Genomic DNA, 23099 nt, shown 5'->3' with positions numbered 1-23099 from the left:
CACTTACGCCTGGGCGCACGGTTCCACCAGCCACTTCACCCAGCTGGTTTTAATCAGCTCTCGTTCCGCGACAAAGCAGGAGAGCGGCACATTTCCCGGCAGCTCCTGCAGCGCCAGGTGATGCAGCTCATCGCGCAGCGTGGTGTAAGCATGGGTCAGCGCCAGCGCCTCCTGCTCCTCCATAATGCCGTTCTGCGCCAGCCCTTCCAGAATGCGCACATTGTCTGACCAGCGCGTCAGCTTCGGCTTATCGTGGGCGTAACGCAGCACCAGATATTGCGCGATAAACTCGATGTCGGTAATGCCGCCCTCATCAGTTTTCAGGTCAAAGCGATCTTTCTGCTTATTGCCAAGATGGGCGCGCATCTTCTCGCGCATCTCGCGCACTTCGGTTTGCAGCGTCGTGCCCTCGCGCGGCGTCAGCAGGATATCGCGGCGAATCGCGTCAAACTGCACGGTCAGCTGCGGGTCGCCGTAGACCACTCGCGCGCGGGCCAGTGCCTGATGTTCCCAGGTCCAGGCTTCGTTTTTCTGGTAATCGGCGAAGGCCTCGGCGGTAGTGACTAACATGCCTGCCGCGCCGGAGGGGCGCAGGCGCGCATCCACTTCATAAAGGATGCCGGAAGAGGTGCGCGTGCTGAAGAGATGCATAATGCGCTGCGCCAGCCGCAGATAGAACTGGCGGCCATCGATTTCACGCTCGCCGTCGGTCATCACATCCATTGGGCAGTCATGCAAAAAGACCAGATCGAGATCGGAACTGTAGCCCAGTTCCCAGCCGCCCAGCTTACCGTAGCCAACCACGGCAAAGCCGCGCCCTTCGCGATCGTGCAGATGCGCAGGCTGGCCGTAGCGCTTCACCATCTGCCCCCAGGCTTGCTGAACCACGGCATCGATAATCGCCTCTGCCAGCCAGGTTAAGTGATCGCTCACTTTCATCACCGGCAGCGTGCCAGCGATATCCGCCGCCGCAACGCGCAGCAGCTGTGCCTGTTTAAACTGGCGCAGCGCTTCCAGTTGCTGCTCTTCATCCTCTTCCAGCACGCGCAGCAGATACTGGCGCAGCTCATCGCGATAGGCGTTCATCGCCGTCGGTTGGTAGAGCGTGGCGGGATCGAGCAGTTCATCGAGCAGGATGGGGTAGCGTGCCAGTTGGCTCGCCACCATCGGTGAAGCGGCACACAGTGAAATAAGATGTTTCAGCGCGCCGGGAAATTCGCTTAATAACTCAAGATAGGTGGTGCGGGTCACGATACCGGTAAGCAGCGGCGTCAGGCGCGATAACGGCACCGGCGCATCCGCGCGCGAGCAGACATCGCTCAACAGGTGCGGCATCAGGTGATCGAGCACCTGGCGGCCGCGCTGTCCGATGGGGCGCTTATCAAGCTCGTGGCGGAAATCGGCGATCAGTGCCACCACGCGGCGGCGATCCTCATCGCTTAAATGCGCAATCCCCGGCGTGCTGTCCTCCTCCTGCAACGCGTCCTGCCACAGTTCGCGCCACTGCTCAGAGAGCGCCTCGTCGGCGGACTCCGCGTCATCATCGCCAATCAGCTCATTAAAGATGCGCCGCACGGCGGCCATATGCGCCTCAAGCTGGCTGCTCAGCGCATCCCAGCTCTCCACGCCCATGCCCCAGGCAAGACGCGCACGGTTCAGCTCATCGCCCGGCAGCGTCTGCGTCTGTTCGTCATTAATACTTTGCAGCAGGTTTTCCAGCCGCCGCAGCCAGAGATAGGCAGCGCGTAGTTTCTCCGCATCGCCCTCCGGCAGCAGATGCAACCGATCGATAGCCGCTAAGGTCGGCAGCAGCGAGCGGGATTGCAGCGCCGGTTCACGCCCGCCGCGAATCAGCTGGAACACCTGCACGATAAATTCGATTTCGCGAATGCCGCCCGCGCCAAGTTTGATGTTGTCCTTCAAACCCCGGCGGCGCACTTCGCGGGCAATCATCCCTTTCATATTGCGCAGGGACTGGATCACGCTGAAGTCGATATAGCGGCGGAAGACAAACGGGCGCAGCATGGCGCGCAGTTCGCTGGCATGCTCGCCCTCGTCATCGCCCATGATCCGCGCTTTTACCATCGCGTAGCGCTCCCAGTCGCGCCCCTGCTCCTGGTAATAATCCTCCAGCGCGGCAAAGCTCAGCACCAGCGGGCCGCTCTCACCGAACGGGCGCAGGCGCATGTCGACACGGTAGACAAACCCATCCTGCGTCGGCTGATCCAGCACTTTGATTAGCCGCTGCCCAAGACGGGTGAAAAACTGGGCGTTATCGAGCTCGCGTCTGCCGCCCTGTGTCACGCCATTTTCCGGCCAGGCGAAGATCAGATCGATATCGGAAGAGAAGTTCAGCTCGCCGCCGCCAAGCTTGCCCATGCCGAGCACCAGCATCGGCTGCGGAACACCCTGCGCATTACACGGCGTTCCCCATTCGCGGCAGCAGGCGCTGTAGAGCCACTCTCGCGCGGCGACGATCACGGTTTCCGCCAAAACGCTTAACTGTTGCAGCACCGCTTCATCGCTGATGAGTCGCAGCGCCTGCGCCCAGGCGATACGCACCATGATGCGGCGGCGAAACTGCCGCAGCGCGCGCATTAGCGACGCTTCATCGGTGACGTTTTGCAGCAGCGCATCCAGCCACGTCGCATAGTGCTGCCACTCATCAGCCGTGGGCGGCGCGCTCTCAAGCTCTGCCAGCCACTCGGGATAAGCGGCCAGGCTCTGCTCGACGAAATCACTGAACGTAAGCACTGACTGCGCCTGCGCGCTAAGCGGCCGGGCGGTGAGCGCCTCCGGCAAGCGGGAAAGCACCGTTTGCCACTGTTGCGATAAGAGGGATGCGTGCTGCATTCAAAACGTCCTTACGTTAGCGTTTCCCGCTGTGTAGCCAGAATGGCTCCTCGTTAATGGCGGTATTACGGAAATGCTCAATTTCGATTTTCTGACGCGTTTCAATAGCGTGGTAGAGCCCCTGCCAGTTCTCCAGCCACGCGTTTGCCAGCGCCCGGTCGTAGTAACCTGCCAGCAGCAGCGTGCTGTCGATATCACGCGCCAGGCGCGGCAGCTGATCGCGATAGCTGTCGCCAAGGTGGTGAGCAAAGGTCTTTTTCAGTTCAGAAGCGGTGCGCGAGAGGTGGATATCGGCGAAGCGCTTGAAGGAGTCGGCAAATTTCGCCTGCGCTTTTTCATCAAGAAACGCGCGCCACCCCTGAGTCACCAGCCACTCCGTTAACAGCAGTTTCGCCATCGCCGACGGCACATCCCACACCGCCGTTTCAGCGGAGACTGCGGAGGTCAGAGTCGCTTCCGCCTGGGTCAGCAGGTCACGTAAGTGAGCGCTCGCTTTACGCGGCACAATACCGCCAAACAGCGTGAAGGTGTGACGCAGCAGCGCGATCGCGCGCAGCACTTCAGGCCGTGCGGCGTCGTTACCGCGCACCCACAGCTCTTCATGGTACTGCCACTGGGAGAGGGCCAGTTCCAGCGCGCTGGCAAACGCCTGTTCGACGGTTGCTTTCGGCGCGGGCTGCAAAAAGGGGGTCGGGCGAAGCTCGCGCGGCGCATTGCCCTGCGCGAGATGGTACCCGCGCGCGGCTTTGCTCAGGCTGCCCTGACGCAGGCAGGAGAGCGTGGCCAGCTGGCGTGACAGCTTGAGAATATCCGCCGCATCGCCGCTCAGCAGTTCCAGCTCCAGCTCGCAAATCGGCTCGGCGAACTCACCCGCTTTCACTTCGCCTAAATCGAGGCCAATCTCAATGCGGCTGTCGCCGACGTTGACCAGCCACTTTTCGCGGTAAAAATCGGTGCTGAACAGCGGCTGCGCGCGCGATTGCAGATCGTCCGGCAGGCCGCCTTCTGGCCACACTTCGGCGGGAAAGCGCGAAAGGTCAAGTTCGGCCTTATCGAGGGGAATATTGTATTCCGGGCGCTGATGTAAACCGCCAATGACGCGACCGGCGATTTTCATCGTCATCTCATATTGGCCGTTCACACCGCGAATACGCAGACCCATATCATGGCTGCGTAGCCAGTTGTCAGGCGTTTCGTAATAGATGTTGAGTAACTGGCTGGACGCGATATGTTCGTCGGTCAGCGTATGAAGATGGTGACGAAGCGTTTCCACGCAGTCGTTCTTCACGATAAACTTTAATTCGATTTCCTGAGCCATGGCCTTGCACTTATGGTTATGTCACATCAGTGAAAATTTTTGGCGAACTAACGCGCCCTCGGTTTGTCAGTAGATAGTATTTTTTGCCAAATTGCCATGCAATGCGCAATCTGGCGGGTGCAAATGTTCGCATCAGTGCGCAGTTTGATCTGGAAGATTCCGATTGATGGTACCTGCCGGGTGTCGTCAGACTGTCGCCACTGTTTACCATTCACATTCAAAGAAAATAATGATTGCCTGATGCCAAATTTACGCCTGATTGGAATAACCCTTTTCGCGCTTAGCGTCTCTGTCGGCACCCACGCTGAAGAGAAGCGGTATGTTTCGGACGAATTGAGCACCTGGGTCCGCAGCGGCCCCGGCGATAATTACCGCCTTGTTGGCACGGTAAACGCCGGTGAAGAGGTCGCCCTGCTGCAACAAAATAATGAGTATGGCCAGGTGCGTGACAGCAGCGGCCGTACTGCCTGGATCCCGCTTAAACAGCTTAACACCCAGCCCAGCCTGCGCACCCGCGTGCCGGAACTGGAAAACCAGGTGAAAACGTTGACCGATAAACTGACCAATATCGACAACACCTGGAACCAGCGTACCGCAGAGATGCAGCAGAAAGTGGCGCGCAGCGACGGGGTGATTAACGGTCTGAAAGATGAGAACCAGAAGCTCAAAAATGAGCTGATCGTCGCGCAGAAGAAGGTCAACGCCGCTAACCTGCAACTGGATGACAAGCAGCGCACCATCATTATGCAGTGGTTTATGTATGGCGGTGGCGTGCTGGGCGCGGGCCTGCTGCTCGGCCTGTTGCTGCCGCACATGATCCCGACGCGTAAACGCAAAGATCGCTGGATGAACTAAGCAGATTCGCCATCTTCTCTACACTTACGTATTATCTGACGACAATTGTGTAGAGGAGAGTGGCGGCGTGAAGAGTTATCTGGTCGGTGGTGCAGTACGCGATACATTGTTGGGTCTGCCGGTCAAAGACAGAGATTGGGTAGTGGTCGGCGCCACGCCGCAAGAGATGCTCGACGCGGGCTACCAGCAGGTAGGCCGCGATTTTCCTGTGTTCCTCCATCCGCAAAGCCGCGAAGAGTACGCCCTGGCCCGCACCGAGCGTAAGTCTGGCTCCGGCTATACCGGTTTTACCTGCTATGCCGCCCCCGATGTCACCCTTGAGCAGGATCTGCTGCGCCGTGATTTAACGGTTAACGCGCTGGCGCAGGATGAAAACGGCACGATTATCGACCCGTTTAACGGTCAGCAGGATCTGCGTCAGCGCATTTTGCGCCACGTCTCCCCCGCGTTTAATGAAGATCCGCTCCGCGTGCTGCGCGTGGCGCGTTTCGCCGCCCGTTATGCCCATCTCAGCTTCCGTATTGCCGATGAAACCATGACGCTGATGCGCGACATGACCGAAGCGGGCGAGCTGGCGCACCTGACACCTGAGCGAGTATGGAAAGAGACGGAGAGCGCGCTGCGCACCCGTAATCCCCAGGTTTACTTTCAGGTGCTGCGCGACTGCGGCGCGCTGAAGGTGCTCTTCCCGGAGATCGATGCGCTGTTTGGCGTTCCGGCCCCGGCGAAATGGCACCCGGAAATTGATACTGGTATTCACACGCTAATGACCGTTTCAATGGCGGCGATGCTCAGCCCGGAAGTGGACGTGCGTTTCGCCACGCTGTGCCACGATCTCGGCAAAGGGCTGACTCCACCTGCGCTCTGGCCGCGCCATCACGGCCACGGCCCGGCGGGTGTCCGGCTGGTTGAGGGGTTGTGCCAGCGCCTGCGCGTGCCGAATGAACTGCGCGATTTAGCGAAGCTTGTGGCCGAGTACCACGATCTGATCCACACCTTCCCTGTTTTGCAGCCGAAAACCATCGTCAAGCTGTTCGACTCCATTGATGCCTGGCGCAAACCGCAGCGGGTCGAGCAAATCGCGCTGACCAGCGAAGCGGATGTGCGCGGGCGTACCGGCTTTGAAGCCATTGATTACTCGCAGGGGCGCTTGCTGCGTGCGGCCTGGGAAGTGGCGCGCGCGGTACCGACAAAAGCGGTGATTGAGGCAGGTTTTACCGGTGCGGGAGTGCGTGAAGAGTTGACCCGCCGACGTATTGCGGCGGTTGCGCAGTGGAAAGCAGAGCACTGCCCTCAGCCCGAAGCCTGAGGGCATTAACGCTTAGAAGAAGACCACGTAGACCGCTGCGGCAACGATAAAGCGGTAGATCGCGAACGGAATAAAGGAGATGTGTTTAATCAGCTCCAGGAAGGTTTTAATAGCGATCAGCGCGACGATAAACGCCGTCACAAAACCGACGGCGAACATCGGGATATCGCCAGTGGTGAGAAAACCGATGCTCTTATAGAGATCCAGCACCGTCGCGCCCATCATCATCGGCACCGCCAGCAGGAACGAGAACTCAGACGCCGCGTAACGGCTGACGCCTACCAGCATACCGCCGGAGATGGTCGCACCAGAGCGGGAGAAGCCCGGCCACAGTGCCAGACACTGGAAGCAGCCAATCAAAAACGCCTGACGGTAGGTCATATCATCCACGCCCTGCGCGCGCGGCACTTTTGGCTTCAGCAGCTCGGCGGCGATCAGCAGCACGCCACCAACCACTAAGGCATAGGCGACATTTTTCGGGTTGAATAGCGTTTTGATCGCATCGTGGAACACCAGACCAATCACCACCGCCGGGATCATGCCAAGCAGAATATGGATCAGCGATAAACGCCCACTGCCAGTGCCTTCATGGCGCGGCGGCTTGCCGAAATGGATGCCAATAAGACCGAAGAGGCGTCGCCAGAACATCACAACCACGGCGAGAATCGAGCCGAGCTGAATCACCACTTCGAATGTTTTTGCGGTATCGCCTTCAAAGCCCAACAGATGCCCGACGATAATCATGTGCCCCGTACTGGAGACGGGAAGAAACTCGGTAAGCCCCTCAACGACACCAAGAATGGCCGCCACCAGCAGGGAGTGCATATCGCTCATCAAATAAACCCCTAAAAAGATATAAAAAACGGCTCATCCAGTGGAGAAGCCGCGAAAAGCCGTATCTATGACCTGAATACTAGCGTTTGGTTTAACGATGATGAATTTAAAAACTTTTTTTCGGATTTAGGCCACGCTCGATGATCACGCCCACATTTTTTGCCCGCGCCACTGCGCCAGGTTTGCTCAGCTTGATACGCACCCAGGGGGAGTTAAAACGCGCAAGCAGCAACTCTGCCACCTCTTCCGCGACGCGTTCGACCAGCGCAAAACGCGCGCCTTCGACATGCCCGACGACGGTCTCGGCAATGTCTGCATAACTCAGGCAATCCTCAACATCATCACTTTTTGCCGCCTGGCGGTTATCCCACGCCATTTCGATATCGAACACCAACTGCTGTTCAATGGTCTGTTCCCAGTCGTAAACACCAATGGTGGTGATCACAGAAAGCTGTTCGATAAATACAATGTCCATTTTTCTCCGCCTGCTTACTTGCGCCTGGGCCATGCCGCCAGGCCGCTTATTGAGTGGTTATCTTTCAGAATTTGCACAAAACCCGGATACCACTTTGCGTAATTTATGCGTATTATCCACGGATGCAGAGAATAAAACGACATTTTCAAAACGGAACAGCGTTATGAGTGCAATCGCGCCTGGGATGATTTTCCTTGCGTACCTTTGTGGCTCAATCTCCAGCGCCATCCTTGTCTGCCGCCTTGCAGGTTTCCCTGACCCGCGAGAGAGTGGCTCCGGTAATCCCGGTGCTACCAACGTATTACGTATTGGCGGCAAGGGCGCAGCCGCAGCGGTACTGATTTTTGATGTTTTAAAAGGCATGCTGCCGGTCTGGGGCGCCTATGCGCTTGGCGTTACGCCCTTCTGGCTGGGTCTTATCGCTATCGCCGCCTGTCTGGGCCATATCTGGCCGGTATTCTTTAAATTTAAAGGCGGTAAAGGCGTGGCCACCGCGTTTGGCGCGATTGCGCCGATTGGCTGGGATTTAACGGGCGTAATGGCGGGAACCTGGCTGCTGACGGTGCTGTTAAGCGGCTACTCGTCGCTGGGCGCGATTGTCAGCGCGCTGATTGCGCCGTTCTATGTCTGGTGGTTTAAACCGCAGTTCACCTTTCCGGTGGCGATGCTCTCATGTCTTATTTTGCTGCGTCATCATGACAATATTCAGCGTTTGTGGCGGCATCAGGAGAGCAAAATCTGGACGAAGCTGAAGAGAAAAAAGCGGCAGGATAAAGCGTAGATTTGCCCGGCGCGTGTAACACCGGGCAACACTCATTTACGCGGCGGGAAGTTCCGCCAGCGGCCAGCGCGGACGCACTGTTACGCCAAGCCCGACATCATGACCCGCTTTCAGGCGCACCATGCCAGCATAAGCAATCATCGCCCCGTTATCGGTACAGAATTCCGGGCGCGCATAGAACACTTCCCCGCGACGTTTTTCCATCATCTGCCCCAGTTTCGCACGCAGCGTACGGTTAGCGCTGACGCCGCCCGCCATCACCAGCCGGGTAAAACCGGTTTGATCCAGCGCACGCTTGCACTTAATCATCAGTGTATCGACCACCGCATCCTCAAAGGCGCGCGCGATATCTGCCCGGGTCTGATCGTCATTGCCACTGTTACGAATGGTGTTAGCGGCAAAGGTCTTCAGGCCGGAGAAGCTGAAATCGAGCCCTGGTCGATCGGTCATTGGACGCGGGAAGACAAAGCGCCCCTCTGTTCCTTGCGCCGCCATCTTCGACAGCATCGGCCCGCCCGGGTAATCAAGCCCCAGCAGTTTGGCCGTTTTGTCGAACGCTTCGCCGGCAGCATCATCAATAGACTCACCAAGCAGTTCATAATGACCGATACCGGTCACGCTAATCAGCTGCGTGTGACCGCCGGAAACCAGCAGCGCGACAAACGGAAACGCTGGCGGGTTCTCTTCCAGCATCGGTGCCAGCAGGTGCCCTTCCATATGGTGCACGGCAATCGCCGGAACATCCCAGGCGAAGGCCAGCGAACGCCCAATGGTCGCACCGACCAGCAGCGCGCCGACAAGGCCTGGACCCGCGGTATAGGCCACTGCATCAATCTCTTTGGCGGTTAATCCAGCCTCTTTTATAGCAGCCTGAATTAGCGGCACGGTTTTACGCACGTGGTCGCGGGAAGCAAGCTCCGGCACCACGCCACCGTAATCGGCGTGCAGTTTTACCTGACTGTAGAGTTGGTTAGCGAGAAGACCCTTCTGGTCGTCATAGATAGCGATGCCGGTTTCATCGCAGGATGTTTCAATACCCAGTACGCGCATGGCTCTGTTTACCTCTTTGCAATAGCGCGCAGTGTAGGGCGAATGCGGGGCGATGTAAAACTTTGCTCACTTGTGCAGCTGAGTTCGTGTATACTCCTCACCCTTACAAAAGTCCCCTTTCAAAAAGGGCGGCGGTGCTTTACAAAGCAGCACCAGTTGCAGTAAAATTCCGCACCATTTTGAAATAAGCTGGCGTGAACGCCAGCGGCAAACCGATTTAATCAAAGGTGAGAGGCACATGCCGGTAATTAAAGTACGTGAAAACGAGCCGTTCGACGTAGCTCTGCGTCGCTTCAAGCGTTCCTGCGAAAAAGCAGGTGTTCTGGCGGAAGTTCGTCGTCGTGAGTTCTATGAAAAACCGACTACCGAACGTAAACGCGCTAAAGCATCCGCTGTGAAACGTCACGCGAAGAAACTGGCTCGCGAAAACGCACGCCGTACTCGTCTGTACTAATTACTGAGGGCGAGCGCCCTCTGTGTTAGACCGAGTTGTAGTTGTAAGGCCGTGCTTCCGAAAGGAATGCGCGGCTTATTTTCGTTTATAACCTGATATAATTTTCGCCTTTTCAGCAACTTACCGCTGATGAGCATAACGAAAACTATATAAGATCAAAACGGGGCCTATGGCTGGACGAATCCCACGTGTTTTTATCAATGACCTGCTGGCGCGTACCGACATCGTCGATCTTATCGACGCGCGCGTAAAGCTAAAAAAGCAGGGCAAGAACTACCACGCGTGCTGTCCATTCCATAACGAGAAAACCCCCTCTTTCACCGTGAACGGTGAAAAACAGTTTTACCACTGCTTTGGTTGTGGCGCGCACGGCAACGCCCTCGACTTTTTAATGAACTACGACAAGCTCGAGTTCGTCGAAAGCGTCGAAGAGCTGGCGGCAATGCACAACCTCGAAGTGCCGTTCGAAGCAGGCAGCGGACCGAGCCTGATAGAGCGCCATCAACGGCAAACACTCTATCAGTTGATGGACGGGCTGAATGCTTTTTATCAGCAGTCGCTGACCCAATCCGCCGCAGAGCCTGCTCGTCAGTACCTCTCCAGGCGTGGTTTGAGCAGTGAAGTCATTACGCGATTCGCTATTGGTTACGCGCCGCCCGGTTGGGACAACGTTTTAAAGCGTTTCGGCAACAATAGCGAAAACCGCAAGTCGCTGATCGATGCAGGCATGCTGGTCACAAACGATCAAGGACGCAGTTACGATCGCTTCCGCGAGCGGGTGATGTTTCCGATTCGCGACAAGCGCGGCCGGGTGATTGGTTTTGGTGGACGCGTGCTGGGCAACGATACGCCCAAGTATCTGAACTCCCCGGAAACGGACATTTTTCATAAGGGCCGCCAGCTATATGGCCTCTATGAAGCGCAGCAGGATAAGGATGAACCGCAGCGGCTGTTAGTGGTCGAAGGTTACATGGACGTGGTGGCGCTGGCGCAATATGGCATTAACTACGCCGTTGCATCGCTTGGCACTTCCACGACGGCGGATCATATTCAGTTGCTGTTCCGGGTGACCAAAAACGTCATCTGCTGTTACGACGGTGACCGTGCTGGCCGCGAAGCCGCATGGCGGGCGCTGGAAACCGCGCTGCCCTATATGAGCGACGGGCGTCAGCTGCGTTTTATGTTTCTGCCGGATGGCGAAGATCCGGATACGCTGGTGCGTAAAGAGGGCAAAGAGGCGTTCGAAGCGCGGATGGAGCAGGCTCAGCCTCTCTCCACGTTTCTGTTTAACAGCCTGTTGCCGAAGGCGGATCTCACCACGCCGGATGGAACAACGCAGCTTGCCGCGCTGGCGCTGCCGTTGATCAACCAGGTGCCGGGCGAAACGCTACGCATTCAGTTACGCCAGATTCTCGGCAACAAGATCGGCATATTCGACGATGCACAGCTCGATCGATTAATGCCGAAGCAGGTGGAGAGCGCGGCGGCGCGCCCTGCTCCTCAGCTAAAACGCACAACCATGCGTATACTGATAGGGTTGTTGATCCAGAATCCGGAGCTTGCACCAAAAGTGCCTTCGCTGGCCGGTCTTGATCAATCCAGACTGCCCGGACTTGGCTTATTTGCAGAACTGGTCAACACTTGTTTGTCTCAACCTGGTCTGACAACTGGGCAGTTATTGGAACATTATCGCGGCACGAATGAGGCCGCAACCCTTGAAAAACTGTCAATGTGGGACGATATAGCAGATAAGGACATCGCTGAAAAAACCTTTACCGACGCGCTCAATCATATGTTTGATTCGATGCTTGAACGGCGACAAGAAGAGTTGATAGCTCGCGATCGCACGCACGGTCTAAGCAGCGAAGAACGCCGGGAGCTCTGGCAGTTGAACCAGGAGCTGGCTAAAAAATAAATTCAACGGCTTAAGTGCCGATAATCGTTCGGGTTGATCCCGACAGCCGCGACGAGGGCCAGCGGCAAAAATATAAATACACCCTCGCGTTAAATGTTGGCGGTTTATTTCGCTAACCGACACCAACCTCATGAATTTAAGTGTGGATACCGTCTTATGGAGCAAAACCCGCAGTCACAGCTGAAGCTTCTTGTTACCCGTGGTAAGGAGCAAGGCTATCTGACCTATGCCGAGGTCAATGACCATCTGCCGGAAGATATCGTCGACTCCGATCAGATCGAAGACATCATCCAAATGATCAACGACATGGGCATCCAGGTGATGGAAGAAGCGCCGGATGCTGATGATCTGTTGCTGGCTGAAAACTCCAACAACACAGACGAAGATGCTGAAGAAGCCGCTGCACAGGTTCTGTCCAGCGTAGAGTCTGAAATCGGACGAACTACCGACCCGGTGCGCATGTATATGCGCGAAATGGGCACCGTTGAACTGCTGACCCGTGAAGGCGAAATCGACATCGCCAAACGTATTGAAGACGGGATTAACCAGGTTCAGTGCTCCGTTGCCGAGTATCCGGAAGCTATCACCTACCTGCTGGAACAGTACGACCGTGTTGAAGCAGAGCAGGCTCGTCTCTCCGATCTGATCACCGGTTTCGTCGATCCGAACGCCGAAGAAGATATGGCGCCAACGGCGACCCACGTCGGCTCTGAGCTCTCCAGCGAAGAGATGGACGACGATGAAGATGAAGAAGAAGACGACAGCGATGACGACAGCGACGATGACAACAGCATCGACCCTGAGCTGGCGCGTGAGAAATTCGCTGAACTGCGCACGCAGTACGAGCTGACTCGCGACACTATCAAAGCAAAAGGACGCAGCCACGCTGCCGCGCAGGAAGAGATCCTCAAGCTGTCTGAAGTCTTCAAGCAGTTCCGTCTGGTGCCGAAGCAGTTCGACTACCTGGTAAACAGCATGCGCGTGATGATGGATCGCGTACGTACCCAGGAACGCATCATCATGAAGCTGTGCGTTGAACAGTGCAAAATGCCGAAGAAAAACTTCATCACTCTCTTCACCGGTAATGAAACCAGCGAAACCTGGTTCAACGCCGCGCTGGCCATGAACAAACCGTGGTCTGAGAAGCTGAAAGATGTGACTGAAGAAGTGCAACGCGGCCTGATGAAGCTGCAGCAGATTGAAGAAGAGACCGGCCTGACGATTGAGCAGGTTAAAGATATTAACCGTCGTATGTCTATCGGCGAAGCGAAAGCGCGTCGTGCGAAGAAAGAGATGGTGGAAGCGAACTTGCGTCTGGTTATCTCTATCGCCAAGAAATATACCAACCGTGGTCTGCAGTTCCTCGATCTGATTCAGGAAGGGAACATCGGCCTGATGAAAGCGGTTGATAAGTTCGAATATCGCCGTGGTTACAAGTTCTCTACCTATGCAACCTGGTGGATCCGTCAGGCGATCACCCGCTCTATCGCGGATCAGGCGCGCACCATCCGTATTCCGGTGCATATGATTGAGACGATCAACAAGCTCAACCGTATCTCTCGCCAGATGCTGCAAGAGATGGGCCGCGAGCCGACGCCGGAAGAGCTGGCTGAGCGTATGCTGATGCCGGAAGATAAGATCCGCAAAGTGCTGAAAATTGCCAAAGAGCCAATCTCCATGGAAACGCCGATTGGCGATGATGAAGATTCGCATCTGGGTGATTTTATCGAGGATACCACCCTCGAGCTGCCGCTGGACTCTGCAACCACCGAGAGCCTGCGCGCTGCAACGCACGATGTGCTGGCTGGCCTTACCGCTCGTGAAGCGAAGGTGCTGCGCATGCGTTTCGGTATCGACATGAATACCGACCATACGCTGGAAGAAGTGGGTAAACAGTTCGACGTTACCCGCGAACGTATCCGTCAGATCGAAGCGAAGGCGCTGCGCAAACTGCGCCACCCGAGCCGCTCTGAAGTGCTGCGTAGCTTCCTCGACGATTAATCGTCACGCCAGACAAAAAAGCTCCCCGACGGGAGCTTTTTTTTGCCTGTTATTTACAACCCGCGCGACGCCAGCGCCTCATCCAGCTCGCGATAGGCTTCAACCAGTTTCTCTAACGAAGCGCGGTTCAGGCCGCTGGGATTGGGCAGCACCCAAATTTGCGTCACACCAATGGTCATCTCCTGCTTACCCCACTTCGCACCGCGGACGCTAAAGGCTTGCTCAAAAGCCTGTTTGCCAAGCACTGCCAGCGCGGCGGGCTGATACTCCTCTATTTTATGTACCAGCTCCCTGCCGCCGGAGCGCAGCTCATGCAGTCCGACTTCTGTCGCCTGCACGGTCGGACGCTGCACCAGCATGGTGATGCCGCAGCGCGTATCCAGCAAATGGTGCTCATCCTCCGGGCGCAACTGCTGGTCGGTAAAGCCGGCCTGGTGAATCACTTTCCAGAAGCGATTTCCCGGATGCGCAAAATGAAACCCCGTATGGGCAGAAGACTTCCCCGGATTAATGCCACAAAACACGACGCGCAGCCCCGGCGCCAGAATATCGTGGATCATGCTTTACTCCCGATTAGAAACGATAAACTTAAGTATAAGAGATTGAAAATGCGCTGTTTATAAAAACATCAGCCGGGCGATTCCTGCTGGATTGCGAGGGTAAGTTACTCTATAATTCACCGCCACGGCCCCTTAGCTCAGTGGTTAGAGCAGGCGACTCATAATCGCTTGGTCGTTGGTTCAAACCCAACAGGGGCCACCAAATTTTAGCTTTAAAATCATATAAATAAGCCACTTTTAACGAAGTGGCTTATTTGTTGCCTTGTTGGCAAACGGCAGCAAAATGGCGGCAGGAATTTGTAGTTTGTTGCGGTCAGGGCTGTTTGGCCAACGATATGAAGCCACCGCATCGCTTGCGCTTCTGGTAATCAGGAAGCCACCTCGCGTTACTGGATAGCCAGCAAAACATAGCTCTGCAATGCGTCATCAGATATTTATTGTTTAGGTATGTTTTCAAAAAGTTATCGCCTAGAATCACCGTTTTGCACGGGAAGATTGCGATGACGTCTTATACAGAACTCAAAGAGTGCATCCGCCTTGAAATCATCGGGCATGACAAACCGTTTTCATGGCGAAAAGCGCTACTGCGCACAAGGCGCAACCCCAAGAAGCACTTTCTGTTCTGGTGGCGCATCGCGTCATACCTGTATGCACAAAACAGCAAGTTCAAAAAGCGTATGGCGCGTCGGATTGAGAACCGGCTCAAGTACCGTCACAGCGTCGATATCTCCCTCTCCTGCCGGATTGGCAAGGGCTTAAACATTGCTCATCTGAATGGGATTGTGATTACGGATAATTGCGTCATCGGCGACTATGCCGACCTTAAGCAAGGCATCACCATTGGTCTGCGGACCGACAGCGCCGATGCGATGATTCAGATTGGCAATAACGTGGATATTGGCTGCAATTCGTCGATTCTGGGCGGGAAGATCACCATTGGCGACAATGTGACCATCGGTGCACATTCGCTGGTGCTTCAGAGCATCCCCAGTGACATGGTATATAAAAATAAGATCACGCCAGTGTGCACCCCCAAACGATCGCAGCAGGGAAGTTAGGCACGACCGGCCTGGATCAGCGCCACGACACCATTAATGACACACCCTGAGTACACTTCTGCCAGTGAGAATTCACTGGCATGGTCATTCCTGAAGACAAAGTTTAGTAGGTGACGAGGCTCTCTTTGCCCCTTAATCTACTGAACCTACCAGATAAACTGAGCCTAAACAGCACGCAAATTCCAGTCACACTTTGTCACATCTTTATTGACATTAGGAATAATCCGAGTAAAATTTCACAGCAAAATTAATAACAACATTCTTGATAAGTCATTCCTTATCTCAATTTTTTGCATCAAAAATTTCGCAGCAAATTAAAAATGAAAACGTAGATGCGTGCTGTGAAGTACTACCGGCATTGATTTATAAAAAATAATAAAAAATCTTTGAATAGTTCTAAAAACTTATTTGATATATTTATTATGAACAACCAGGTAAATATGGAATTTTTAAAAGAGTGCTTACGAGTAGAAGTCATTGGCGGAAAAGATAAAAAATTCTCATGGGGAAGAGCCTTGCGACATGCATGGCGCCAGCCAAAGCGCCGTTTTCTTTTCTGGTGGCGGATTGCATCCTATCTTAATGATAAAAAAGGAAAAAGATGCAAGAAAATTGCACACTTCCTTAATCGTAGATTAATGAAGAAATATAATACTGAAATTGGCCTTGGTGCAAAAATTCAGCCTGGGCTCTTCGTCGCTCATTATAATGGCATTGTAGTTTCGTTATATTGCGATATCGGTAAGAATTTCCTGATCCGGCAAAATACCACAATCGGTATCAAAACCCCGGGAAGAAAAGATGAAGATTACAGAATCAAAATTGGCGACGATGTCGTTCTGGGTGCTAATTGCTGCATCATATCTGATGATATCCGTATCGGCGATAACGTAAAAATCGGTGCGATGACATTCGTGAATAAAGATATTCCTGATAATAATGTCTACTACACCAAAAAAGAGACGGTTCAGGTGCTGAGAGAGGCGTAAGCCTCCTTAAACCTACTGGACGTGGTTACGCCTTATCCAGACAGATGCGTTGCGACATTTTCAGAGCCATTTACCTGGCCCCTTAGGGGCGTTTTCGCCCTCATTTCACCGAATAACACCGCCATAAGCGCAATTTTCATAGAAAGACTAACGCATTGAAATATGCCCATGTAATATGAGGCCGGGCTATTGCGACTTTCGCCTTCGTGGTCCAGATTTGATGAATAACGACTCCCCTTAACAGACTCATTAAGCGCTTTGACGAAACGCCATGAACAAACCCATAAAACGGCTTGAAATCATCAAATACGCCATTGAACTGGAGGATGACAGCATCATCCTCAGCCAACTTCCGTTGCTGAAAACGGAAGTGACCGAACCGGAGTTAGCGTTTATTGTTCACGCGCTCGAAGAGAAGAACTACAGCGATGCGATGCGCGCCATTACCTCGTGGCTACAGAGCCAGCGCTCGGTCGTCAGTTGGCAAGATCCACAGGTTTCCGCCAGTAAGCTGGAACTTAAAGCGCTGGAGGAGCAGCTTCGCGAACTTATCGACAAGCGCAACGCGCGCATTCAGCAACTGGATGAATTTAACGATCTCTACTTAACCCGTCTCGGGCCACTGATGTCGCAGATCCTGCGCCTGCGTAAAATGCTGGCCGAGGCCGCGGTGCGTCGCCAGGAAGCGGAAGCACGTCGCCGTGAGGCTGATTATCTGCGCTGCCAGAAATACCTTTCGCAGGCGGTGAATGTGCTGGTGACGCTCACGCAGCGCTGGCAGAGTATGCCACCGCACTCGATGCAGGCGGCTGAAGCGCGTAAACATCTCCAGCAGCAAAGCGAGCTAATCGCCTCCCTGCTGGCAGAAGCACAGGAGCTGGAGCGCGGTCTGACCCGTGAAGAGGAGCCGACGCGCCAGGCGCGCGACGAAGCGCGTCAGGAGTACGAAAGCTATCAGGAGCAACAGCACGACGCGGAAAAACGCTTCAGCTTCGAGCAGAAGATGTCGGAAGAGGAGCGCCATGAGCTGAAGCGCCTCTGGCGGCAGGCGAGTAAACTCTGTCACCCCGATCTGGTCGACAGCGAGATGAAAAACGATGCCAACAGCATGATGGTGCAGCTCAATCAGGCCCGTCAGCGCGGCGATCTGAGCGCAATTCGCTCCATGCTCAGCCGCCTGCAAAAAGGGCTGGAGCCGCTGATGGCCAGCGACAGGCTGAATGACGTGCAGCGTCTGCGTCAGCGCATTGTGGAAGTGAAGCAGCACATCGCCACGCTGATTGAAGAGTTAATGACGCTGGATAAAGAGGAGACCTGGCAGCTGGTCTCTTCCCTCGGCGATCGGGAAACCTATTTCCGTCAGCAGGAGAAAGCGTTGGCAGAGATCCGTGAATCCCTTGAACAGCAGGTTAACGAAGCCGAATACGACGAAGTTGCCTGATATGCGCCCGGCGCTCTGCCGGGCCGCAATTACTTTTTATGCCAGTAAGCCTGCGCGCGAACGCACTGCTGATCGATAGCGTCCGTTTCAAACTGCGCCTTCAGGGATTTCACCACCTCCCCCTCCCCGGTCAGCCAGATAAAATAGTCCTCATCCGGCACCGTTAGCGCTGCCAGTTTCTGCGCAACCACCTGCGGGTTATGTCCAATCACATACTCAATATCAAAGCCTTTCAGGTGCGCGAGGTAATCCTGATAATCGGCATTGTCGAGGGTTACCAGCGCCGTCACCTGCGGGCGCAGCGCCAGCTGGCTTATCGCCTCCAGCCGACGGCGCAGTGCCGGCATACCGGACTCATCGCATACATAGAGTTGCCAGGCGTAATCTTCCGGCACCACCAGCGAACCGCGCGGCCCTCCGATAGTCAGCAGATCTCCGGCCTGGGCATGAAGCGCCCAACTGCTCGCCACACCCCCGTCGTGAATATAAAAATCGAGGGTCAGCTCATGGCGGCTGGCATCATAGAGCGGCGTATAGTCACGCGACAGCGGACGCGGCCCGTCGCCCCAGTTAATGCCCTCATCTGTTACCTCTGGCGGAACAAAGGGAGCGCCCTCCTGCGGGAAGAAGACTTTAGTGTGATCGTCGAAACCGCGTGAGCTAAAGCCATCAAGTTGCTCGCCGCCGAGCACAATGCGCTGGAAGCCCTCGCTTGCGCGCTCAACGCGCAAAACGGTTAACTGGCGAAAACGCAGCTCATTGCGCACGCGCTGCGGATAGCGTGAAGGAGTTGTGGTCATAATCGGCCCTACTGAATGTGAAATCGATATATCTAAACTTTGTGCAAATGATAATGATTGTTGTTTATAGCGAAAGCAAGATCTTTTTAAGATATAGCGACAACTAAGAGCACGCGATTACAAAACCACTATTTAAAATAATAATTATCAACGAGATAAAAATAATACATTAAACCGGCCTGTTAACAGATAGAGTTTAGATATATATTAGATATATCTGATCAAGACGGAGAGTAAGATGCGCCATCCACAGGAGAGTCACGATCACCCACATCAAGGCGGCCGTCGGCAGCGCTTTTTCGGCCACGGGGAGTTACGCCTGGTGGTACTGCATCTGCTGCGCGACAGCGCCAGCCACGGGTATGAGCTTATTAAAGCCATCGAAACGTTGACCGAGGGAAACTACACGCCCAGCCCCGGCGTGATCTACCCGACTCTCGATCTATTGCGCGATCAGCAGTTGATTACTATCAGCGATGAGGAGAATGGGCGCAGGGTGATTGCGATAACGCGCCACGGTCAGCAGTGGCTGGATGAGAGCCAGCAGCAGCTGGCGCAGATTCTGGAGCGGGTTAAAGCACGGAATGTCGGCTATCAGTTGCGCAGAGATCCGCAGATGAAACGGGCACTGGCGAACTTTAAAGCCGTGCTCGATCTGCGCGTGAATCAGCAAGCGCTCAGCGCCGCGCAGCTTAAACAGATAATTGGCATTATCGACCGCGCGGCGCTGGAGATATCCCAGCTGGATTAAGCCGGCATTGGCGCTTCACGCAGGCGGAATACCTTCACCAGTTCGCGCAGATGCAGCGCCTGGTCGTTCAGTGCCGCCGCCGCCGCGACGGACTCTTCCACCAGGCTTGAGTTTTGCTGGGTAGTGGAGTCAATCAGGCCGATGGCACTGTTGATCTGCGAAATGCCGTCGGTCTGTTCGCGGCTCGCCTGGCCGATTTCACGCAGGATCACATCCATCTCTTCGACGTTGGTCACCATACCGTTAATCAGCGCGCTGGCTTTCTCCACCAGCGCCATCCCTTCACGGGTCTGGCTGGCTGAGCTCTCGATCAGATGGCGAATATCATTCGCCGATGAGGCGCTTTTCTGCGCCAGTTGACGCACTTCCCCCGCCACCACGGCAAAACCACGGCCATGCTCACCGGCACGTGCCGCTTCCACCGCGGCGTTCAACGCCAGAATGTTGGTCTGGAAGGCAATCGCATCAATCAGGTTGATGATATCGGACATGCGGTTAGAGGTATCGTTGATCACCCGCATCTTCTCGGTGACCTGCATCATCATCTCGCCATTGCTTTTCACCACCGTCGCGGCATCGGCCGACAGCGTGGTGGCTTCAGAGGTGTGATCGGCGGTGTTCTTCACGGTTGCGGTGATCTGCTCCATGGAGGCCGCGGTCTGCTCAACGGAACTCGCCTGCTCTTCCGTGCGTGCCGCCAGATCCTGATTACCAGCAACAATCTGCGCCGCCGCGCTGGAGATATTTTCAGAACCGTTCTGCACCTGATGCACAATATCTACCAGGCGGTTTTTCATCTCCATCAGCGCGCGCAACAGCGTCCCGGTTTCATCGCGATGACGCGAGTCAATCGAACGGGTTAAGTCACCGTCGGCAATCGCTTCAGCAAAAGTCACTGCTTCGCGAAGCGGACGAGTGATCATCCGCGCGATCACCACGCCAATCAGGCTTCCGAGGGCAATACTGATCGCCGCCAGCGCAATCAATAGCAGGCGGTTAGAGCCAAAGTCGTTCTGCACCTGCTGACCCGCGTCACGCATCTGCTGATCCTGGATGGCGATCAGTTCCTGCACTTTCGCTTTATAGGCCTTCTGGACAGTGATGGTATTGGTCATCATCTCCTGAATAGCGGCCGGGCGATCGTTGCGTTTTACCGCATCAAGGATACGAAAACGGGAGTCGAGGTACTGCTGGCGCACGGTGCGAATATCAGCAAGGATTTGCTGCGACTGCTCGTCGCGCAGGTTCTTCGATAAATCTGCCAGTAAAGTCGTAATACGCGCGCTGATGGCTGCCAGTTCTTTCTGAGAATCAGCCGACCATTTGCCATCCGTATCTAACAGCATTAATTGTTGCGTACTGACGAACGTCTGGAAATTATCAATCAGCTGGTTTGCTTTAACGGTCGTGGGATAATCCTCATGCACAATTTCTTGCATACCGTTGTTGGCACGATTAAGGCTAAAAAGCGAGAAACAGGAACTCACCACCATCAATACAATAAAGAATCCGAATGCCAGAAATAATTTCGTACCGATTTTTACATCATGTAAAAACATATCTTCTCCGTGGATTTGAATGTCTTGCTGACAAAAGCTTTGAACCCTAATTCAGAAGGCACGCTTAAGTCCCCGGCGCGAATGGAAACCCTGTCGCCACCAGACGTTATCGGTAACGTAAATGCTAACTTTATGAGTTTGATCGTTTTTTTATTAAATTAATTGACCGCTGGATAGCCAGGAGCTATCAATTTAGCTCCATTGATCGTTATTTGTTTCGTTTTCTTATTATTTCATGGATATATTAATGGGAGTTAACTAGAGTTAATTGGAAATTAAATTTCAAGCTAACTACTTTATTGAGTCCGGCGCTAACAAAATATCATTTAATAAAAAAGTAACAATTAAGAATAAATTATTAACATGAAGATGCATTAGCAAAAATAAAAAAACCGCCAGCAGAGGCGGCGGTTTTTTTAATTAAATATCTCTTAATGCAATACGGAAACCGCGTCCTGCAGCCGACCTGCGCGCTGTTTCACCATTGACGACACCTCCGCGCTCTGTTCAACCAGCCCGGCGTTTTTCTGCGTAATCGCATCCAGCTCCGCCACGGCGCGCGTCAGATCCGCAAGCCCCGTCGCCTGCTCAGATGTAGACTGGCTAATCTGGGCAATCAAGGCGGTGACATCTTTTACCTGAGCCACAATATCATCCATCGTGCGGCCCGCTGCATGAACCTGGTCGGAGCCGGACTGCACTTTGCTGGCACTGGCATCAATCAGTTTACGGATATCATTCGCTGCGTTCGCGCTGCGGCTGGCCAGGTGACGAACTTCCCCGGCAACCACCGCGAAGCCTTTGCCCTGCTCCCCTGCCCGTGCGGCTTCAACTGCGGCGTTCAGCGCCAGAATGTTGGTCTGGAAAGCGATATCGTTAATCAGCGCGGTGATGGAGCCGATACGCTGCGTGCTGTCGGCAATCTCATCCATGGTTTTCACCACCGTTTCCATCGCTTTACCACCGTGAGCGGCGGCGTTGCTGGCGGAGCTGGAGAGCTTGTCTGCCGCAGACGCCGTTTCCGAATTGCTCTGTACCGACGCGGCCATCTGGCCCATTGTCGCCACGGTCTGCTGCACGTTAACCACCGTCTGGCGCGTACGCTCATTCAAATCATCGTTGCCCTTCGCCAGCGTTTCGCTGCCGTTAAGCACACTGCTAACCTGGCCAGAGACATCATTAATCAGCCAGCGGCACATCAGCCCCAGTTGTCCGACAGAACGCAGGATCAGCCCTACTTCATCGCTGCGGTTGAGGAAATCGACGCTATTACGATCGCCTGTTGCCACACTTAGCGCCTGCTTTGCCACATTCTCGACCGGACGAACAATCTGCCACTCAAACGCCAGCGCGCCCAGCACCATTACCAGCGTACTGACCAGCATCGACACGGGATGCGCGCCGGTAAACCACAGCGCCGCTAGCTGCGCCACCCACAGCAGCGTCATGACGCTACGCGCGCGCCAGCGCAGCGGCAGCGTGGCCACTTTCCCGAGTACGCCTTTACCGAGCACCAGGCCTTTATGCAGACGCTTTTTGCTGCTTCCTTCATTTAATGCGCTGTAGAGCGGCTCGACTGCCGCGATCTCCTGCTCCGTTGCGCGGGTGCGAATCGACATATAGCCGGTCACTTCGCCGTTACGCACCATCGGAATGGCATTCGCTCGCACCCAGTAGTGATCGCCATTTTTACGGCGGTTTTTCACAATACCGCTCCACGGTTCGCCCTGTTTCAGGGTGAACCACATATCGGCAAATGCCGCTTTCGGCATATCGGGATGGCGCACAACATTGTGCGGTTGGCCGTTTAACTCATTGAGGTGATAACCGCTGGCATGAATAAACGCATCGTTAGCGTGAGTGATGTAGCTCTGCGTATCAGTGGTGGACATCAGCGTGGCGTCATCGTCCAGCGGAAAGTTGCGCTGGCTGACATAAAGAGGAGAAGACATGGTTGCGTCCTGTGCAGGTTATATTGCCGTGAAAAAATTATTGCGAATGTTATTTCGGCGATAATGAATTTATCTTTAGTTGTTAAATTTGATTTAGATCGCAAATCGGCAGAAAACCCTGATTTTGATAGGTTTGTTAAGATA

Annotated in this window: 19 protein-coding genes and 1 tRNA gene; 11 read left to right on the top strand and 9 right to left on the bottom strand. The window is 54.6% G+C overall.

What is annotated here, in order from left to right; all coding sequences use genetic code 11:
• Nucleotides 1–3: 3 nt before the first annotated feature.
• Both glnE and EH164_RS02950 read right to left on the bottom strand, forming a co-directional pair.
• Nucleotides 4–2853: a bifunctional [glutamate--ammonia ligase]-adenylyl-L-tyrosine phosphorylase/[glutamate--ammonia-ligase] adenylyltransferase gene (glnE, locus tag EH164_RS02955; RefSeq protein WP_124967233.1), complete on the bottom strand. Its 2850-nt coding sequence runs from the start codon at nt 2851–2853 to the stop codon at nt 4–6.
• Nucleotides 2854–2869: 16 nt separating this feature from the next.
• The gene (locus EH164_RS02950; protein ID WP_124967232.1) at nt 2870–4171 is read right to left on the bottom strand and encodes an inorganic triphosphatase; all 1302 of its coding nucleotides are present in this window, start codon (nt 4169–4171) and stop codon (nt 2870–2872) included.
• A gap of 240 nt (nt 4172–4411) precedes the next feature.
• On the opposite strand from EH164_RS02950, the gene EH164_RS02945 reads away from it, so the two are divergent.
• Both EH164_RS02945 and EH164_RS02940 read left to right on the top strand, forming a co-directional pair.
• Nucleotides 4412–5026, top strand: coding sequence for a TIGR04211 family SH3 domain-containing protein (locus tag EH164_RS02945; RefSeq protein ID WP_124967231.1), 615 nt, complete (start codon nt 4412–4414; stop codon nt 5024–5026).
• Between the two features lie 67 nt (nt 5027–5093).
• Complete coding sequence (locus EH164_RS02940; RefSeq protein WP_023480807.1) at nt 5094–6335, top strand: multifunctional CCA addition/repair protein; 1242 nt, start codon at nt 5094–5096, stop codon at nt 6333–6335.
• A gap of 12 nt (nt 6336–6347) precedes the next feature.
• Here the strand turns inward: EH164_RS02940 and bacA are convergent, their stop codons facing one another.
• The gene (bacA, locus tag EH164_RS02935) at nt 6348–7169 is read right to left on the bottom strand and encodes an undecaprenyl-diphosphate phosphatase (protein WP_124967230.1); all 822 of its coding nucleotides are present in this window, start codon (nt 7167–7169) and stop codon (nt 6348–6350) included.
• 106 nt (nt 7170–7275) lie between these two features.
• The gene (gene folB / locus EH164_RS02930; protein ID WP_124967229.1) at nt 7276–7644 is read right to left on the bottom strand and encodes a bifunctional dihydroneopterin aldolase/7,8-dihydroneopterin epimerase; all 369 of its coding nucleotides are present in this window, start codon (nt 7642–7644) and stop codon (nt 7276–7278) included.
• Between the two features lie 163 nt (nt 7645–7807).
• On the opposite strand from folB, the gene plsY reads away from it, so the two are divergent.
• Nucleotides 7808–8425, top strand: coding sequence for a glycerol-3-phosphate 1-O-acyltransferase PlsY (gene plsY, locus EH164_RS02925; protein ID WP_023480785.1), 618 nt, complete (start codon nt 7808–7810; stop codon nt 8423–8425).
• Between the two features lie 36 nt (nt 8426–8461).
• Here plsY and tsaD read toward each other — a convergent pair whose 3' ends face one another.
• A complete protein-coding gene (tsaD, locus tag EH164_RS02920) occupies nt 8462–9475 on the bottom strand; it encodes a tRNA (adenosine(37)-N6)-threonylcarbamoyltransferase complex transferase subunit TsaD (protein WP_124967228.1) in 1014 nt (337 codons plus the stop codon).
• A gap of 238 nt (nt 9476–9713) precedes the next feature.
• Between tsaD and rpsU the strand changes: the two genes are divergently transcribed.
• The 3 genes from rpsU to rpoD all read left to right on the top strand — a co-directional run bounded on the left by rpsU (nt 9714) and on the right by rpoD (nt 13845).
• Nucleotides 9714–9929, top strand: coding sequence for a 30S ribosomal protein S21 (gene rpsU, locus EH164_RS02915; RefSeq protein ID WP_001144069.1), 216 nt, complete (start codon nt 9714–9716; stop codon nt 9927–9929).
• A gap of 169 nt (nt 9930–10098) precedes the next feature.
• Nucleotides 10099–11844, top strand: coding sequence for a DNA primase (gene dnaG, locus EH164_RS02910; protein WP_023481053.1), 1746 nt, complete (start codon nt 10099–10101; stop codon nt 11842–11844).
• A 156-nt stretch (nt 11845–12000) separates the two neighbouring features.
• A complete protein-coding gene (gene rpoD / locus EH164_RS02905; protein WP_023480889.1) occupies nt 12001–13845 on the top strand; it encodes an RNA polymerase sigma factor RpoD in 1845 nt (614 codons plus the stop codon).
• 53 nt (nt 13846–13898) lie between these two features.
• Here the strand turns inward: rpoD and mug are convergent, their stop codons facing one another.
• Complete coding sequence (gene mug / locus EH164_RS02900) at nt 13899–14405, bottom strand: G/U mismatch-specific DNA glycosylase (protein WP_124967227.1); 507 nt, start codon at nt 14403–14405, stop codon at nt 13899–13901.
• A gap of 126 nt (nt 14406–14531) precedes the next feature.
• Between mug and EH164_RS02895 the strand changes: the two genes are divergently transcribed.
• From EH164_RS02895 to EH164_RS02880, 4 genes are all read left to right on the top strand, one after another.
• Nucleotides 14532–14607 (top strand) — tRNA-Ile (locus EH164_RS02895).
• A gap of 298 nt (nt 14608–14905) precedes the next feature.
• Nucleotides 14906–15463, top strand: coding sequence for a serine O-acetyltransferase (locus tag EH164_RS02890; protein WP_124967226.1), 558 nt, complete (start codon nt 14906–14908; stop codon nt 15461–15463).
• A 440-nt stretch (nt 15464–15903) separates the two neighbouring features.
• Complete coding sequence (locus EH164_RS02885; RefSeq protein WP_241174998.1) at nt 15904–16452, top strand: serine acetyltransferase; 549 nt, start codon at nt 15904–15906, stop codon at nt 16450–16452.
• Between the two features lie 271 nt (nt 16453–16723).
• Nucleotides 16724–17893, top strand: a complete 1170-nt coding sequence (locus tag EH164_RS02880) for a DNA repair protein (protein ID WP_124967224.1) — start codon at nt 16724–16726, stop codon at nt 17891–17893.
• 29 nt (nt 17894–17922) lie between these two features.
• On the opposite strand, the gene EH164_RS02875 is transcribed toward EH164_RS02880, so the two are convergent.
• Nucleotides 17923–18693, bottom strand: a complete 771-nt coding sequence (locus tag EH164_RS02875; protein ID WP_124967223.1) for a siderophore-interacting protein — start codon at nt 18691–18693, stop codon at nt 17923–17925.
• A gap of 238 nt (nt 18694–18931) precedes the next feature.
• On the opposite strand from EH164_RS02875, the gene EH164_RS02870 reads away from it, so the two are divergent.
• A complete protein-coding gene (locus EH164_RS02870; protein WP_124967222.1) occupies nt 18932–19444 on the top strand; it encodes a PadR family transcriptional regulator in 513 nt (170 codons plus the stop codon).
• Here the strand turns inward: EH164_RS02870 and EH164_RS02865 are convergent.
• Complete coding sequence (locus EH164_RS02865; RefSeq protein ID WP_124967221.1) at nt 19441–21003, bottom strand: methyl-accepting chemotaxis protein; 1563 nt, start codon at nt 21001–21003, stop codon at nt 19441–19443. The two genes, EH164_RS02870 and EH164_RS02865, sit on opposite strands and share 4 nt — an antisense overlap.
• A gap of 431 nt (nt 21004–21434) precedes the next feature.
• Nucleotides 21435–22955 carry a PAS domain-containing methyl-accepting chemotaxis protein gene (locus EH164_RS02860; RefSeq protein WP_124967220.1) on the bottom strand — a complete coding sequence of 507 codons (1521 nt, stop codon included), beginning with the start codon at nt 22953–22955 and terminating at the stop codon, nt 21435–21437.
• Nucleotides 22956–23099: the final 144 nt, after the last annotated feature.

This window comes from Kosakonia sp. CCTCC M2018092 (genome assembly GCF_003864115.1).
Classification (GTDB): domain Bacteria; phylum Pseudomonadota; class Gammaproteobacteria; order Enterobacterales; family Enterobacteriaceae; genus Kosakonia; species Kosakonia cowanii.
Note: the sequence above shows the minus strand (reverse complement) of the source record. Positions and strands in the feature narration are given on the sequence as shown.